17 protein-coding genes are annotated in these 15135 nt (G+C 64.1%); 9 read left to right on the top strand and 8 right to left on the bottom strand.

Translation table 11 applies throughout. The features are described 5' to 3' along the window. Window positions 1-15: 15 nt before the first annotated feature. Complete coding sequence (locus tag EJ074_RS23215) at window positions 16-603, bottom strand: transglutaminase-like cysteine peptidase (protein WP_129553816.1); 588 nt, start codon at window positions 601-603, stop codon at window positions 16-18. A 447-nt stretch (window positions 604-1050) separates the two neighbouring features. On the opposite strand from EJ074_RS23215, the gene EJ074_RS23210 reads away from it, so the two are divergent. The 4 genes from EJ074_RS23210 (at window position 1051) to EJ074_RS23195 (ending at window position 3166) form a co-directional block, all read left to right on the top strand. Beyond that, the gene (locus EJ074_RS23210) at window positions 1051-1620 is read left to right on the top strand and encodes a rod-binding protein (protein WP_245420351.1); all 570 of its coding nucleotides are present in this window, start codon (window positions 1051-1053) and stop codon (window positions 1618-1620) included. Between the two features lie 8 nt (window positions 1621-1628). Continuing rightward, window positions 1629-2051 (top strand): hypothetical protein, encoded by a 423-nt coding sequence (locus tag EJ074_RS23205; protein ID WP_095806263.1) that lies wholly within the window; start codon window positions 1629-1631, stop codon window positions 2049-2051. 79 nt (window positions 2052-2130) lie between these two features. Further along, on the top strand, window positions 2131-2655 hold the full coding sequence (locus tag EJ074_RS23200) for a hypothetical protein (protein WP_095806264.1): 525 nt from the start codon (window positions 2131-2133) through the stop codon (window positions 2653-2655). A 226-nt stretch (window positions 2656-2881) separates the two neighbouring features. Further along, complete coding sequence (locus tag EJ074_RS23195) at window positions 2882-3166, top strand: SCP2 sterol-binding domain-containing protein (RefSeq protein ID WP_095806470.1); 285 nt, start codon at window positions 2882-2884, stop codon at window positions 3164-3166. A gap of 77 nt (window positions 3167-3243) precedes the next feature. Here the strand turns inward: EJ074_RS23195 and EJ074_RS23190 are convergent, their stop codons facing one another. Next, on the bottom strand, window positions 3244-3858 hold the full coding sequence (locus EJ074_RS23190; RefSeq protein ID WP_095806471.1) for an N-acetyltransferase: 615 nt from the start codon (window positions 3856-3858) through the stop codon (window positions 3244-3246). Between the two features lie 217 nt (window positions 3859-4075). After that, window positions 4076-5209: an ornithine/lysine decarboxylase gene (odc2, locus tag EJ074_RS23185; protein WP_095806265.1), complete on the bottom strand. Its 1134-nt coding sequence runs from the start codon at window positions 5207-5209 to the stop codon at window positions 4076-4078. Between the two features lie 542 nt (window positions 5210-5751). Here odc2 and EJ074_RS23180 point away from each other — a divergent pair. The 4 genes from EJ074_RS23180 to EJ074_RS23165 all read left to right on the top strand — a co-directional run bounded on the left by EJ074_RS23180 (window position 5752) and on the right by EJ074_RS23165 (window position 9876). After that, window positions 5752-6951, top strand: a complete 1200-nt coding sequence (locus EJ074_RS23180; RefSeq protein ID WP_129553815.1) for an amidase — start codon at window positions 5752-5754, stop codon at window positions 6949-6951. Window positions 6952-6954: 3 nt separating this feature from the next. Next, on the top strand, window positions 6955-7854 hold the full coding sequence (locus EJ074_RS23175; RefSeq protein WP_095806267.1) for a LysR family transcriptional regulator: 900 nt from the start codon (window positions 6955-6957) through the stop codon (window positions 7852-7854). A 143-nt stretch (window positions 7855-7997) separates the two neighbouring features. Next, window positions 7998-8666, top strand: a complete 669-nt coding sequence (locus EJ074_RS23170; RefSeq protein WP_095806268.1) for a DUF1007 family protein — start codon at window positions 7998-8000, stop codon at window positions 8664-8666. 7 nt (window positions 8667-8673) lie between these two features. After that, window positions 8674-9876, top strand: coding sequence for a nickel/cobalt transporter (locus EJ074_RS23165; RefSeq protein WP_095806269.1), 1203 nt, complete (start codon window positions 8674-8676; stop codon window positions 9874-9876). Between the two features lie 28 nt (window positions 9877-9904). Here the strand turns inward: EJ074_RS23165 and denD are convergent, their stop codons facing one another. Genes denD through EJ074_RS23145 form a run of 4 tightly spaced genes read right to left on the bottom strand, consistent with a single transcriptional unit; the run spans window position 9905 to window position 12871 of the window. Then, window positions 9905-10879 (bottom strand): D-erythronate dehydrogenase, encoded by a 975-nt coding sequence (gene denD / locus EJ074_RS23160; RefSeq protein WP_095806270.1) that lies wholly within the window; start codon window positions 10877-10879, stop codon window positions 9905-9907. A 1-nt stretch (window position 10880) separates the two neighbouring features. After that, window positions 10881-11087: a hypothetical protein gene (locus EJ074_RS23155; RefSeq protein ID WP_095806472.1), complete on the bottom strand. Its 207-nt coding sequence runs from the start codon at window positions 11085-11087 to the stop codon at window positions 10881-10883. A 52-nt stretch (window positions 11088-11139) separates the two neighbouring features. After that, window positions 11140-12171 carry a cation diffusion facilitator family transporter gene (locus EJ074_RS23150; RefSeq protein ID WP_095806271.1) on the bottom strand — a complete coding sequence of 344 codons (1032 nt, stop codon included), beginning with the start codon at window positions 12169-12171 and terminating at the stop codon, window positions 11140-11142. A 13-nt stretch (window positions 12172-12184) separates the two neighbouring features. Continuing rightward, a complete protein-coding gene (locus EJ074_RS23145) occupies window positions 12185-12871 on the bottom strand; it encodes a GNAT family protein (RefSeq protein ID WP_095806473.1) in 687 nt (228 codons plus the stop codon). Window positions 12872-12954: 83 nt separating this feature from the next. On the opposite strand from EJ074_RS23145, the gene EJ074_RS23140 reads away from it, so the two are divergent. Then, window positions 12955-14139, top strand: coding sequence for a pyridoxal phosphate-dependent aminotransferase (locus EJ074_RS23140; RefSeq protein WP_095806272.1), 1185 nt, complete (start codon window positions 12955-12957; stop codon window positions 14137-14139). Window positions 14140-14150: 11 nt separating this feature from the next. Here EJ074_RS23140 and EJ074_RS23135 read toward each other — a convergent pair whose 3' ends face one another. Further along, window positions 14151-14912 (bottom strand): SDR family oxidoreductase, encoded by a 762-nt coding sequence (locus tag EJ074_RS23135; RefSeq protein ID WP_095806273.1) that lies wholly within the window; start codon window positions 14910-14912, stop codon window positions 14151-14153. Between the last annotated feature and the right edge of the window lie 223 nt (window positions 14913-15135).

Raw genomic sequence — 15135 nt, 5'->3', positions numbered from 1 at the left:
CGAGGAAAACTCGCGTCAGCTGCCAGTCGCGGTCGTCCCGACCGGCTTGGCGGCCCCGATCCGCTCCCAGCGCCTGCCATTCCCCTGCGCCTGTCGAGCGAAATAGCTGTAAGGCGTGCTGGCCCAGTCGCGAACGGAGTTCGTGAGATTGTCGAGCACCAGATCGCCTTCGCTGGTGCGCACCGTCAGCACCGTGTGCCCTTCGCCGTGACGGCTTGCCACGGTAAGCAGCAGCGCCGAGGGCGGCCAGCCGCGCTTCATCAGCTCAAGCTTCTTCAAGATCGCGATATCCTCGCAATCGCCGGAAACGGTCGGCACGCGCCACTCGTCGTCCTTGCCCACTGTGGCTTGGTCGCTTAGCTCGGTGATGCGTGAATTGACCGAGCGGTTCACCTGGTTCAATTGCGCGCTCAGCCCAGGCCGCAGCGTGACGACCTTTTTCTCGCCCGCCGTGCTGCACAGGCCGGGTTGGCGGCTGCAAAACGAATAGAAGGCGGGCGGTGCGAACACCTCGCCGCTGGTCTCCATCATCGTCCCGGCCTGCGCGGCAAATGGGCAGGCAAGCGACAGCAAAAATGCGAACAGCGCGACATCGCGTTTCACAATCGAGGTCTCCAATGCGTGGCTTTAAGGATGAGCGGGCCGAGTTAATGAGCGGTTTCTAAAGCGCCAAATCTGGCCGGCAGCGGGGCACGGTCGCTAACATATTACAACGTCGGAAAATAACACTTGAGCTATGAGCGGAAAGCCAAGGCCGTGCAGGATGGGCTTCGGCCGCGTTCAGACGCTCCCGCGGCTTTCAATATGAAATACTATCCATGTCACCACATTGATGCGTTCGGTCATCGGCGGGATCGAAACGAAGCGGACTCGGCCATGGCCCAAGCAGGACCGGGTTCGGCCGCGACATAGAAGGAGATCCCAAGCGGGGCCGCCGCTTGTGATTCTTACAGCAGAGTGTGCCTGCCGCCTTTCCGCTCCTCGCAAGCCTGCCACAAGCTTGTTGAGCCATTGTGCAGATACCAAAGCGCGGCAAAAGGCGGACCCTTCTTGGCGATCTCACCCCCCAGCGACATCGTGATGGACGTTGCGCGCGCCGCCGAGCCGGCCGATGTCGAGGCTGCGCGTGCGGCGCTCGCGAAGCGCGTTGGCGCTGCGGCGGGACCGTTCTCGGTTGACCAGACCGCATCCGTTGATGCCGGTTCGCTGCTGTCGCGCGCGACGGCCGACAAGGCCGAAGCGGCAAACCCTGCGAAGAAATTCCAGCGCTTCGAGGCGATGGTGCTGCAGACCTTCATCCAGAACATGATGCCTAAGGATGTCGAGGGCGTTTACGGCAAGGGCCTGGCCGGCGACATGTGGAAATCGCAACTATCGGAACAGCTCGCCAATGTCATGGCGGCGCGCGGCGGCATCGGCATCGCGAAATCGATGCTGACCGACCACTATCTCGACGGACAGCGCAAGGTGCCGGTCGGCCCGGTTTCCGGCGGGCCGCAGAAGACGGAGATCGACCAGCAAACCAGACTGTCTATCTCGATGCTCGAGGAACTCGAGCGCAAGGCCGCGCGGTCGATGACCGGCGACGACGCGGCAACAAAGACTGACATCAATATCTAGGGACATACATGGCCGAACAATCGGACTATTCCTATCTGCCTGCACGGACCGGCGCGCCGGAAACGCCGGCCGCCTTCGCGCGGCCGGGCAACCTCGCCGCCATCATCGGCCGCATCGAGGAAGCGGTGGATGAGGAGACGGCCGGCATCCGCAGTGGGACCAGTTACGACCTGAAGGCTTCGAATGCGCGCAAGAGCCGCTATCTTTACGAACTGACCCGCGCCTTGAAGGGCGCCAACGAGATCGAATTCCTCGAGCAGCATCGCGAGGGTCTGTCGAGGCTGCGCCAGAAGCTGGCCAAGAACGAGGCCGCGATCCTTGCCCACCTCAACGCCGTCAACGAGGTCGCCACGCTGCTGAAGAACGCCATCCAGCGCGCCGATGCCGACGGCACCTACTCCGCCAGCGAGTTCGGATGGGCAAGAACATGATCCCGGACCGCTGGACTGCGTGGGCAAAAAGTGCTGCCGGTCCTTGGACAGGCATCATGCTCAGACAGACCGATAAAGCATGATCAAGTTCATCGCCGCCGCGCTGTGGATCTGCGCCGTGACGCTCGGCGCAGTCTTCTTCTCGTTCCAGGCGGCGAGCGAGCGAGGCGTCGGCGAACCGCCGAAGCCGATGCTGGGCGGTCTCGACTACGTCAAGACCGACATCATCTCGGTGCCGCTGATCCGCAACGCCAGGATCGACGGATACTTCCTGACCAAGCTGGTCTACACGGTGGAGCCGGACCAGATAAAGAAGCTGTCGATCCCGGCGCCCGCGCTGATCACCGACCAGGTCTATTCCTACCTCTACTCCAACCCGCAGATCGACTTCACCAAGAAGGACACGATCGATCTCGATGCCTTCCGCAAGGCCCTTCGCGACACCATCAACGCCCGCGTCGGCGTCGAACTGGTGCATGAGGTGCTGATCGACCAGGTCAATTTCCTGTCCAAGGACGAGATCCGCGACAACGCCCTGCGCCGCCGCAAGGGCGCCGGTGAAACCGCGCAGGAAATGACCAAGGCATTCAAGACCGAGCATTGATCGCGCGATGCATGTGGCCCAGAAGTGTGCAACGGTTCTGGGACAACGACATGCATCAGAATAAAGGCCTAAAGCGTCCTTCGCGCGGCGGCGCGACATGGCGCATGGCGACCGCGTTGACGTAAACGTCAATCCGAAGCTATATGCGGCAGCGACCGTGGTCGCGACATGCGGCTCGGCCGAGAAAGCGCCGATGCGCTTCAATGCAATGAATAGGAGAACCGCCATGGGCGTTCAGGAGATTGCCGAAAGCATCAGGTCGCGCGTGGCGAGCGCGGGGTTCGAGCATTCGGTCAAGTTCGACACCGGCAGCGACGGTGTCATCGTCATCGACGGCGCCACAGTCTCGACGACCGACGCCCCGACCGATTGCACGGTCAAGCTTTCGCTCGAGGACCTCGACTCGCTGATCGCCGGTGACCTCAACCCGACCATGGCCTTCATGGCCGGCAAGCTGAAGGTCGAGGGCGACATGACGGTCGCCATGGCGCTCAGCCAGCTGCTCGGCTGATCGACCATAAGAAGTTGGCGCGATGCGGCGCCGCGAGACGCCGCATCGGCAGCACCAGGTGACGAGTTCGTTCCGCGTCAGGCGGCGAAGCCCAGCGCCCGCCCCTTGATCTTGCGGCCCGCCGCCCTGATCGTGCCCTTGACGCCGTTCAGCGCACCTTCCTTCAATTCCAGCGCAAGCAACCGGTGCCGCTCGTAAGGGCCAGGCATCGCAAGGGAGCCGGTGCGATCGGCCGAGAAGCCGAACCGCCCGTAATAGGGCGCATCGCCGACGAGCAGGATCGCGCCATGGCCGAGCCGCGCCGCCTCGGCGATTGCGTGCTGCATCAGCGCCGAGCCGATGCCGGCGTTCTTGGACGTCGGCTCGACGGCGAGCGGGCCAAGCAGGAGCGCTGCCGGACCATTCTCGCCAAGCGTGATGTCCCAGAGCCGCACGGTCCCCACGATCGCGCCCGACAGATCGCGTGCCACAAAGGCGAGGCCTTCCGACGGCCGCCGGCCGCGCCGCAGCTTCTCGGACGACTTCTTCTTGCGCTTCGGCCCCATGGCCCGGTCGAGCAGAAGCTCGCGCGCCGCCACGTCGGCGATGCCTTCGGCAACAATCGAAAACGCGCGGGCAATCTCGCCGCTCGAGTGAGAAATGTCGCCGAAGTCGACTGAGGGGGTCGCCGCGCGTGGAGCGCCCCTGTCCATCTGCCGCAGGCGGCCGAGTCGGGTCAAACCGACCCCCTCGGGCCGATGCGCGGCAATCTCTCCCTCGAGGGGAGAGACTACCCAGCGCACGGAATTCTCAACTATGAAATCTGCAACGTCCATATCCGCGATCCTTCACCGGCGGAGATCTGTTCCACAAGCGAGCCGGAGCGGGCGGTGAATTCGCCCGCACCGGATGATCTGAAGGCTTGCGCCTTCAGATCACGTAGGATCGGAGAGGCTCGAAGCCGTTGAACGCCACCGACGAATAGGTCGTGGTGTAGGCGCCGGTGCCCTCGATCAGCACCTCGTCGCCGATGGTCAGCGACAAGGGCAGCGGATAAGGCGTCTTCTCGTACATCACGTCGGCCGAGTCGCAGGTCGGACCGGCGAGCACGCAAGGCGCGGTCTCCGAGCCGTCATGGCGAGTGACGATCGGATAGCGGATCGCCTCGTCCATGGTCTCGGCGAGGCCGCCGAACTTGCCGATGTCGAGGAACACCCAGCGCACGTTGTCGTTGTCGGCCTTCTTCGAGATCAGCACAACTTCCGACTTGATGACGCCGGCGTTGCCGACCATGCCGCGGCCCGGCTCGATGATCGTCTCCGGCAGCGCGTTGCCGAAATGCTTGCGCAGCGCCGAGAAGATCGCCTGGCCATAGGCCTGTGCCACCGGCACGTCCTTCAGGTAACGGGTCGGGAAGCCTCCGCCCATGTTGACCATCTTCAACACGATGCCTTCCTCGGCGAGCGTCGCGAACACCTTCTTGGCATCGCCCAGCGCGCGATCCCAGGCCGTCAGATCCGTCTGCTGCGAGCCGACATGGAACGACACGCCGTAGGCGTCGAGTCCCAGCCCCTTGGCGTGGCGAAGCACATCCACCGCCATCGCCGGCACGCAGCCGAACTTGCGCGACAGCGGCCATTCGGCGCCCTCGCCGTCGGTGAGCACGCGACAGAACACGCGCGAGCCCGGCGCGACGCGAGCGATCTTCTCCACCTCCTCGACGCAATCCACCGCATAGAGGCGGATGCCCAGCTGATAGGCGCGCAGGATGTCGCGTTCCTTCTTGATGGTGTTGCCGAAGGAAATGCGGTCCGCCGGCGCGCCGGCATCCATCGCCATCTCGACCTCGGCAACGGATGCGGTGTCGAAGGACGAGCCCATCGAAGCAAGCAGGCGCAGGATCTCCGGTGCCGGATTTGCCTTCACCGCATAGTAGATCCTGGAATCGGGCAACGCCTTCTGGAAGGCGCGGAAATTGTCGCGCACGACGTCGAGATCGACGACGAGGCAGGGGCCGTTGGGACGTCGGGTGGCGAGAAAGTCGAGGATGCGCTGGGTTGCCATCAAAGTCTCTCCATCTGCGCCTTGCGGCGCGCACAAAGGCTGCGGGACGCGGGCGCTCGGCCTCGCGAACTCGCGGTGGACAAAGGCGGGACGGAAAATCCATGGAACCAGCCGGTGGAGACCCCGGAACCACGGATCGCCGTCTCGCGGCGGTGAACCTTGGCCTTGCCCGGCCTCGGTTCGCTTTGTCTGCCTTGGCTTGGATGGGAGAACCCGTCCGCACTGCCGGCAATGAAGGTGTGCCTCTTTAGTAACCCCGGTCTTTGGACAACCGGAAGAGAACCAGAAAGGCCCGCACCGTCGTTGCTTCAAGGTGTCCTCGATCTTGTGGTTGGCCACTGACCGACTGGAGTGGTTGGCTCCAGTTACCTTACCGATTGCCCTCACCATTCGAGGATCGGCGGACACCCACAGGCACGTGCGACTTTGGGCAACCGCGATATAAGAGCGAAGGTTTTCACAATCAATAAAAATCGTAGGCGCCGGTTGTAAAATTTGCGGCATCGAACAATCTTTGGGACACCGTATCCGGAAATCGAACGATGCCAACAACTCATGGCCCACTGAACGCCTTCCTCGATTTAGGCCAACTACCCGTAATCAATGCGGAATCTGGTCCGCTTGCCGGCCTGCGCCTGGCCATCAAGGACATCTACGACGTCGCCGGCTTCCGGACCGGCTGCGGCAACCCGCGTAAGTTCGAGGATGCTGCCGCCGCCAGCCAGACGGCGGCCGCCGTGCAGGTGATTCTCGATGCCGGCGCGCGATTCGTCGGCAAGACGCAGACCGACGAGCTTGCCTTCTCGCTGATGGGCCAGAATGCGCATTTCCCCTTCCCGGTGAACCCGGCCGCGCCCGAGCGCGTCACCGGCGGCTCGTCGTCGGGCTCGGCTGCGGCAGTGGCGGGCGGGCTCGCCGATATCGCCGTTGGCTCCGACACCGGCGGCTCGATCCGAGCGCCGGCCAGCTTCTGCGGCTTGATCGGACTGCGCGCAACGCACGGCCGCATCTCGCTCGACGGTGCGATGAAACTTGCCCCCAGCTTCGACACATTCGGCTGGTTCGCGCGCGACATCGATATTTATGAGAGGGTCGGCAAGCTCCTGCTGGGGGCCGATCCGCATCAGCAGGCGCTCGATCGTCCATTGTCGATCGGCTGGCTGGACGCCTTCGTCGCCGGTCCGGCCGAAACCGGCGAATATGGGACGATGAAGGCGCGAGCAGCCGACGTCTTCGGCGAAACGGAGGCCGTCGATCGTCAATTCGCCTCCTCGCCAGACGAGCTCTATTGGTGCTTTCGCCGGCTGCAGGCTTTTGAAGCCTGGCAGGTGCATGGCGAGTGGATTTCGAGCGGCGATCGTGGGCTGGGCCTCGGAGTCGACGAGCGCTTCGCTTTCGGCCGCGCGATCGACGCCAAGACTGTCGAGACCGAGACCGCTCGTCGGCTGGCCTTCCGCTCCGAGCTCGCCGATCTGCTCGGCGCCAATAGCTTTCTCGTGCTGCCGACGGTTCCGGGCGCGGCCCCGCTCATCGGCAATTCGCCGGACCAGTTGCAGGCCTATCGTGAGCGGGCGCTGCATCTTCTTTGCCTCTCCGGCCTGTCCGGCTTCCCACAGATCACGCTGCCGCTCGGGTCTGTCGACGGCGCGCCATTCGGTCTGTCGCTGCTAGGCCCTTCCGGCAGCGACATGGCCTTGATACGGCTCGGCCGCAAACTTCTCGAGGCGGCGCGAAAGGCCTGAGCCATGGACACATTGACCCGCATGCGCGCCTTCATCGACGTGGTCGAGGCGGAAGGTTTCTCGGCCGCCGCGCGCAAGATCGGCCGCTCGAAGGCGCTGCTGTCGAAATATGTGCGGGAATTGGAGGACGAGCTTGGCGCGCTGCTTCTGAACCGCACCACGCGGCAGTTCTCGATGACCGAGGCCGGCCACACCTACTATCAGCGCGCCTCGGAAATCGTGCGCGAGGTCGACAGCCTGGCCGATGCCGTGCGCGAATCCTCCGGCGACGTGCGCGGCAGGATCAAGCTTTCCGCGGCCCGCACCTTCGCCGATGCGCCGATCGGCCAGTCGCTGATCGACTTTGCCAAGCAGCATCCCGACATCGTGCTCGACATCCATCTCGACGACCGCTTCGTCGACCTTGTCGAGGAGGGCTTCGACCTTGCCGTGCGCATTTCGCGGCTGGAGAATTCGTCGCTGATCGCCAGGCGCCTGGCGCCGTTCTCGGTCAGGCTCTGCGGGTCGCCGGAGTTCCTTGCAAGGCATGGCAAGCCGACGCGCCCCCAGGATCTCGCCAGCATGCCTTGCATCGTCGACACCAATGGCCGCTCGCTCGCCAACTGGCGCTTCAAAGGTGACGGCGAGGATACGGTGAGCGTGACCGTCTCCGGCCCGATCGAAGTCAACAGCCCGATGGCGGCTCGGGCTGCTGCCGTGTCGGGGCTGGGGTTCACCATCCTGCCCGATTTCATCGCTGCTCCCGACATCGAGGCCGGCCGGCTGGTCAGCGTTCTCGACGATCGCATCCTGTCGGGCAGCGGCATCTTCGCCGTCTACCCGCACCGCCGCTATCTGCCTGCCAAGGTGCGTGTCTTCGTTGATTTCCTGGTGCACTGGTTCAGGACCCGCGACGGCGCGTGATGCATGTCGCCCAGAAGTCTGCAGCGTAAGAGCGCGCCGGCTGAATCCGTTTCGCGCGACACGCTTTGGCGGCACGTCCCAATTTCGCCCGCTTTCTGATAACTCTCGGGGCCACCTCCGAAATCGATGGAATCGCAGCCAGAATGAACTTGAAACGGCACGCAGCCATGCTGGCTTCGGCCATTGCCGCAACATTCACCACGGTCGAACCTGCCGAGGTGCATCCGCATGTCTTTGCCGAAGCCCGCCTCGACGTCATTCTGGGTGAAGATCACCAAACTGTGAAAGCGTTGCGCCATCTCTGGCGTTTCGACGACCTTTTTTCGAGTACGGTGATGATGGAGTTCGACAAGAACTCCGATCTGAAGCTTGACGACAACGAGCTCAAGCAAGTGGCCGACACCGTCCATTCCTCGCTTGCCGAGTTCAACTATTTCCAGCTTGTCACCCAGGACGGCAAGGACGTGCCGATGGTTCCGCCGCCGCATCTGATGGCCAATTTCGACAATGACCAGCTGATCATCCTGTTCGAATCCGAGCCGAAGACGCCGATCAAGCTCGCCGGCAAGATCGACATCGGCGTCTACGATCCGACCTTCTATACCGCGATCGACTTCACCGACGACGCCAACCTCACTGTGGAGGGCCTGCCATCTACCTGCACCAAGAAGGTCGTCCGTCCCGATCCCGACGAAGCGATAAAGGAAAACCAAAAGACCCTGACAGAAGCCTTCTTCAACGATCCGACCGGCACCGACATGAGCAAGATCTTCGCCACCAAGCTCGAACTGAACTGCCAGCCAGAAGGATGACCCGGTGATGAGACCATCGCTGCGCTTGGCAGTCGGCCTTGCGGCCGCCACCCTGGTGATGACGCATACTGCCGGCGTCGCCCACGCTCAGAGCTCGCTCGGCATCGGCACCAATGACGGGATGGCTCCCAGCACCACCGGTCCGTTCGCCCATGTCCTGATGTGGATCAATCTCAAGCAACAGGAATTCTATCATTCGCTTGCCGCCGCCATGAAGGCGATGCGCCAGGACGGCAGCAAGCTGTGGCTGCTGGTCGGCCTTTCGTTCGCCTATGGCATCTTCCACGCCGCCGGGCCTGGCCACGGCAAGGCGGTGATCTCCTCCTACATGGTCGCCAACGAAGTGGCGCTGAAGCGCGGCATCATGCTGTCCTTCGTCTCCGCATTGCTGCAGGGTCTCACGGCGGTCGTCGTCATGGTGCTTGCCTATTTCGTGCTGCGCGGCACCGCGGTGTCGATGACCGATGCGGCGTGGTTCCTCGAAATCTCGAGCTATGTGCTGGTGACCCTCTTCGGCGCCTGGCTGCTCTGGCGCAAGGCGGGCCCGGCCATCCTGCGCCTGTTCGGCGCCCGCCACGCCCACAGCCTGTCGGCCGCCCATGCCGGCCATTCGCATGCTGGGCACACGCACGCCGGGCACTCGCATGCAGGCCCTTCGCACGCGCATGCGCATGCGGCCCATGTCCATGCCTTGCACGCGCATCACGACCATGATCATGCAGGGCATGCGCACAGTCACGAGGTCCATGACCGCAGCGCGCACCACCATCACGACAATTCCGCACACGATCATGCTGGTCATCATCATGACCATGGTCCCGGCGAGGTCTGCGACACCTGCGGCCATTCGCACGCGCCGGACCCGGCGCTGCTTTCGGGCGACCGCTTCGACTGGCGCACGGCCTGGTCGGCGGTGGCGGCCGTCGGCATCCGTCCCTGCTCCGGTGCGCTGATCGTGCTGAGCTTCGCGCTGCTCAACGGGCTTTGGATGGGCGGCCTGCTGTCGGTGCTGGCGATGTCGATCGGCACCGCGATTACCGTTTCGGCCCTCGCGACGCTCGCCGTGACGGCCAAGAACTGGGCCGTCTATTTCGCCGGCGAGGGACGCCTTGGCAACCGCATCCATTCGATCGTCGAGATCGGCGGCGCCGCCTTCATCTTCATGGTCGGGCTGCTGCTCTTGTCGGCGAGCCTTAGCGGCGGCGCCTGAACACACGGACGCTGCGACTCCGCTTTAGCTAGCCGATCTCCCCGCTCAGCTCGTCCTCGATATGGGCGCGGATGATCTCGTCGAAATTCTTCTCGGCGACAAAACCCAGTTCCCGCGAACGCCGCGCCTCGAATCGCGTCGGCCAGCCTTTCACGATCGCCCAGACCGTCTCGTCGGGCTGCTCGCGGATCCGCTTCACCACCTCGGCTCCGGCGATGCGCTCCAGCGCCTCGATCTGCTCGCCGACCGTCACCGCGACACCCGGCATGGTGAGGTTGCGGCGCGGCCCGACCGCATCGCCGTCGATCTCGGCCGCATGGATCAGGAAGTTCACCGCCGAGCGCGGGCTGGCATGCGTATGCAGCACCGAGCGCGGCACCGGCAGGATCGCTTCCTGGCCGCTGAGCGGCTCACGGATGATGCCGGAGAAGAAGCTGGAAGCGGCCTTGTTGGGCTTGCCCGGACGCACGCAGATCGTCGGCAGCCGGATGCCGACGCCGTCGAAGAAGCCGCGCCGCGTATAGTCGGCAAGCAGCGCCTCGCCGATCAGCTTCTGCGTGCCGTAGGAGGTGAGCGGCGTCGGGTGGAACTCGTCCGGGATGACGTCCGGGAACGGCGCCCCGAACACGGCGATCGACGAGGTGAAGACCAGGCGCGGCGCAAACGCCGCCAGCCGCACGGCGTCATAGAGCGCGCGCGTGCCGTCGAGATTGACCCGGTAGCCGAGGTCGAAATTGGCCTCGGCCTCGCCCGAGACAACACCCGCAAGGTGGAAGATCACGTCCGGGCGTGAGGCGACAAGGCTTGTCGCCGCGCCCGCTGCCGCGAGATCGCCGGTGTGAATTGAGACATCCACGCCTTCGATCGCCGGCGCCTGCGGCGGCACGATATCGTGCAGGTCGAGAGCCGATATCTTGCGCCCGCGCAGCATCCCGTCCCTGGCCAGCCGCGCGGTCAGCTTGCGGCCGACCATGCCGGCCGCGCCCGTGATCAGAATTCTCATGTCAAAGACCCTTCTTGCGCTGGCTGCGCCCGCGCAGCCACAGAACCACGAATAGCCCCACCATGAAGATTGCGGCGATGACAGCCGCAAGGACCGTTGATACTTTTCCGGCGGCCAGCATGACAGTCGGCAGGAAATAGGCGGCAAGGCCAAACAGCAGCAGTATCAAGCCAGCGGCGATCGCCGCGTTTCGCGTCTCGCGATCCATCAGCAGGCGCTCCTCGCTTCGAGGCCGTTCGGCATCATCATGGAATTGGGCATCAGTGATAGTGGCGTCGATCGCGTGGCGCATCATGGGAATGGTCGAGGTCATGATGGTGGCCGTGCTCGTCATGGCTGTCGGTGCATTGGCCAAACTCAGGCTCCACCGTGGCATGATCGATGCCGTGCATGGCCGCAAGCCGCTTCTTGATGGCGCTGACGGCGGCGTAGGCGTCGACACCATCGTTCAGGCAGGCATGCAGCGTCGCCATGTTGCTGGTTCCGTCGAGCGACCAGACATGCATGTGATGCACCTCGCGCACGCCATTGACGGCGCCTTCCAGATCCTTGGCGATCAAATCCCTGTCGAGGCTTGCCGGCACGCCCTCTAGCAGCACATGGGCGGCCTCGCGCATCAGCGACCATGCCGTCGACAGGATCAGCAGTGAAACCAGCACGGAAAGGATCGGGTCGATCGGCGTCCAGCCGGTCGCCAGGATGATCAGGGCTGCCGCGATTGCCGCGGCCGATCCCAGCAGGTCGCCCAGCACGTGCAGTATTGCGCCGCGCATGTTGAGGCTTTCGCGATCGCCGCCATGCAGCACGAAGAAGCAGGCGATGTTGACCAGCAGGCCGGCGAGCGCCACCACCAGCATCGGCCCGCCCAAGACTGGCGCGGGATGGATCAGCCGCCCCCACGCTTCATAGACGATCCACAGCGCGATGGCGAAGATGGCGACGCCGTTGGTGTAGGCGACCAGAGTCTTGACCCGCGCGAACCCGTAGGTGAGACGCCCCGTCGCCGGACGTCCAGCGAGATGGAAGGCGTACCAGGCGAGGCCGAGCGCGATGGCGTCCGCCAGCATGTGGCCGGCATCGGCAAGCAGCGCCAGCGATCCCGTCAGCAGGCCTCCCAGCGCCTCGGCAACCATGAAGCCGCCCGTCAGGCAAGCAGCGATCAGCACCCGCTTCTTGTCGGCCGCGCCATGCACGTGACCGGCCCCATGGCCGTGCCCATGTGAGGCGTGGTCATGTGAGGCGTGGTCATTGTCATGTGGGGCGTGGTCATGTCGTTCATCGTCGTGCGCCATCGCCGAACTCCTGTTACGCCCCGAGCCCGGCGCGGAAATCTTCGAGCCGCCGCCTCTGCTGGCCATCGCCGTCGAAATTCGCCGGATCGAGCCAGGCCTCATAGGCTTTGCGCAACGCCGGCCACTCCTTGTCGATGATCGAATACCACGCCGTATCGCGGTTTTCGCCTTTTACCACAAGATGCTGGCGGAAGATGCCTTCGAACTTGAAGCCGAAACGCTCAGCCGCCCGCTTCGACGGCTCGTTGCGGTTGTTGCATTTCCATTCGTAGCGACGATAGCCGAGTTCGTCGAAAGCATATTTGGTGAACAGGAACTGGGCCTCGGTCGCCGCCGGCTTGCGCGAGATCAGCGGCCCCCAATAGATGTTGCCGATCTCGATGACGCCGTTGCCGGCATCGATGCGCATCAGCGTCTGGCGGCCGGCGACCTTGCCGCTTGCCTTGTCGATGACGGTGAAGAACAGCGGATCCTCGCTCGCCTCGACCTTGTCCAGCCAGGGCTGGAACGCAGCTCTGGTTTCCGGCGGATAATCCGGCAGCCAGGCGAAGCGGCCCCCGGCATCGGGCACCGACGAGGCTTCGTACAGCCCGTCGCCATGCCTTGCAGCGCTCAATGGCTCGAGCCTGACATAGCGACCCTCCAGCGCCTTGCGCTCAGGGCGCGGGCGCGGCTGCCAATCCTTGAGGTTTTCGGGCACCGGGAACTCCAATCCGTTTGACATTTGCCAGCGGACGCTCACAAAAACGTTCGCTCACAGAAAGAACCACAGGGACGGGAAAAATGCTCCACACGATTGCGGCCTTCGACCGTCTCGGCGAGGAAAACGCGTTCGCGGTGCTCGCGCGCGCCACGGCCTTGGCACAGCAGGGCCGCGACATCATCAACCTGGGCATCGGCCAACCGGACTTCAAGACGCCGCAGCATATCGTCGAGGCGGCGGTCAAGGCGTTGCGCGACGGCCATCATGGCTACACGCCCGCCAACGGGCTGCTCGCCACTCGCGAGGCGGTGGCGCGCCGAACGCTGACCACCACCGGCGTCGAGGTGTCGCCCGAGAACGTGATGATCCTGCCCGGCGGCAAGCCGACCATGTTTGCCGCGATCCTGATGTTCGGCGAACCGGGCGCCGAGATCCTCTATCCCGATCCCGGCTTTCCCATCTACCGCTCGATGATCGAGTTCACGGGGGCGGCTCCTGTGCCGGTGCCGATCCGCGAGGAGAACGGCTTCGCCTTCTCGGCCGAGGAGACGCTCTCGCTGATCACGCCGAACACCAGGCTGCTGATCCTCAATTCGCCGGCCAACCCGACCGGCGGCGTGACGCCGCGCGCCGAGATCGAGAAGCTGGTCAAGGGGCTGGAGAAGCACCGCCAAGTCGCCATCCTTTCCGACGAAATCTACGATGTCATGACCTATGACGGCGAGATGCATTGCTCGCTGCTTGGTTTTCCGGAAATCCGCGACAGGCTGATCGTCCTCAACGGCTGGTCGAAGACCTGGGCGATGACCGGCTGGCGCATGGGCTGGTCGATCTGGCCGAACGGCGAGAAGGGCGCCCACCTCTACGACAAGGTTCGCAAGCTCGCGGTCAATTGCTGGTCCTGCGTCAACGCGCCGAGCCAGTATGCCGGTATCGCCGCAATCGACGGCCCACAGGACGATGTCGAGAAGATGATGCGCGCCTTCGACAACCGCAGGAAGATCGTCGTCGAGGGGCTGAATGCGCTGCCCGGCGTTTCCTGCATCACGCCCAAGGGCGCCTTCTATGCCTTCCCCAACGTGTCGAAGACCGGCTGGAAGGCGAAGAAGCTTGCCGCGGCATTGCTCGAGGAGGCCGGCGTGGCGCTGATCGGCGGTCCCGATTTCGGCATTCTCGGCGAAGGCTATGTCAGGCTCTCCTATGCCAATTCCGAGGAGAACATCCTGCGCGCGCTGGAGCGGATCGAGGCCTTCCTGAAGAAATAAGCGCCGGGTCGCTATCCGCGCCCGACGAAGGGCATCTTCGTCGCCATCACCGTCATGAACAGCACATTGGCGTCGAGCGGCAGGCTCGCCATGTGGAGCACGGCGTCGGCGACGCGCTGCACATCCATCACCGCCTCGGCCGCGATGGAGCCGTTGGCTTGCGGCACGCCGACCGTCATCGCCTGCGCCATGTCGGTCAGCGCATTGCCGATGTCGATCTGGCCGCACGCGATGTCATAGGGCCGGCCGTCGAGCGCCAGTGTCTTGGTCAGCCCGGTGATGGCGTGCTTGGTCGCGGTATAGGGCACCGAGCCCGGCCGGGGCGCATAGGCCGAGACCGAGCCGTTGTTGATGATGCGGCCGCCCATCGGCTTTTGCCGGCGCATGGCGCCGAAGGCGGCGCGGGCGCACAGGAACGAGCCCGTGAGGTTGACGCCGACGATATCGTTCCAGACCTCGACCGGGATTTCGTCGATCGGCGTCGATTTGTAGCCCATGCCCGCATTGTTGAAGAGCAGGTCGACGCGCCCGAAAGCCTCCAGCACGGTCTCGAACATGTCATCGACCTGGTCGGCCTTGCTGATGTCGCAGGCAACGGCCAGCGCCTTGGCCTCTGTCTTCCCCGCCTCGGCGATCGCGTGTTCGAGCACCTGCTTGCGGCGGCCGCAGAACACCGTGTTCCAGCCAGCCGTAAGCAGCGCCGTGGCGACGCTCTTGCCGATGCCGGTGCCGGCGCCGGTGACGATAGCGGTCTTCTCTGGCATGGCGGTCATCGACGTGCTCCCGGGTCATTGCTGGAAGAACGTGTGGCATCGCAAATGACGCGGGCCGTGGCAAGCAGCTGTTGTCGACAGGGGCCGACAAAAAGGGCGGTCATTGTCGACCGCCCTGATCTGAACCGTGCTTGGGAGGAGGAAAGCCGGTCCGACTGGTTAGAATGATGCGCTTGCGGGGTTAACCAAGGCTTAACGACCGGAAAAGGCGCTCCTCCAGCGT

Source organism: Mesorhizobium sp. M3A.F.Ca.ET.080.04.2.1, assembly GCF_003952525.1.
Lineage (GTDB): Bacteria > Pseudomonadota > Alphaproteobacteria > Rhizobiales > Rhizobiaceae > Mesorhizobium.
Note: the sequence above shows the minus strand (reverse complement) of the source record. Positions and strands in the feature narration are given on the sequence as shown.

Coding starts and splice junctions, on each gene's coding strand:
- EJ074_RS23195 (WP_095806470.1), top strand. CDS start 2,882: ATGGGCGTTCAGGAGATTGCCGAAAGCATCAGGTCGCGCGTGGCGAGC.
- EJ074_RS23190 (WP_095806471.1), bottom strand. CDS start 3,858: ATGGACAGGGGCGCTCCACGCGCGGCGACCCCCTCAGTCGACTTCGGC.
- EJ074_RS23150 (WP_095806271.1), bottom strand. CDS start 12,171: ATGGCGCACGACGATGAACGACATGACCACGCCCCACATGACAATGAC.
- EJ074_RS23205 (WP_095806263.1), top strand. CDS start 1,629: ATGGCCGAACAATCGGACTATTCCTATCTGCCTGCACGGACCGGCGCG.
- EJ074_RS23165 (WP_095806269.1), top strand. CDS start 8,674: ATGAGACCATCGCTGCGCTTGGCAGTCGGCCTTGCGGCCGCCACCCTG.
- odc2 (WP_095806265.1), bottom strand. CDS start 5,209: ATGGCAACCCAGCGCATCCTCGACTTTCTCGCCACCCGACGTCCCAAC.
- EJ074_RS23135 (WP_095806273.1), bottom strand. CDS start 14,912: ATGACCGCCATGCCAGAGAAGACCGCTATCGTCACCGGCGCCGGCACC.
- EJ074_RS23175 (WP_095806267.1), top strand. CDS start 6,955: ATGGACACATTGACCCGCATGCGCGCCTTCATCGACGTGGTCGAGGCG.
- denD (WP_095806270.1), bottom strand. CDS start 10,879: ATGAGAATTCTGATCACGGGCGCGGCCGGCATGGTCGGCCGCAAGCTG.
- EJ074_RS23200 (WP_095806264.1), top strand. CDS start 2,131: ATGATCAAGTTCATCGCCGCCGCGCTGTGGATCTGCGCCGTGACGCTC.
- EJ074_RS23155 (WP_095806472.1), bottom strand. CDS start 11,087: ATGGATCGCGAGACGCGAAACGCGGCGATCGCCGCTGGCTTGATACTG.
- EJ074_RS23170 (WP_095806268.1), top strand. CDS start 7,998: ATGAACTTGAAACGGCACGCAGCCATGCTGGCTTCGGCCATTGCCGCA.
- EJ074_RS23180 (WP_129553815.1), top strand. CDS start 5,752: ATGCCAACAACTCATGGCCCACTGAACGCCTTCCTCGATTTAGGCCAA.
- EJ074_RS23140 (WP_095806272.1), top strand. CDS start 12,955: ATGCTCCACACGATTGCGGCCTTCGACCGTCTCGGCGAGGAAAACGCG.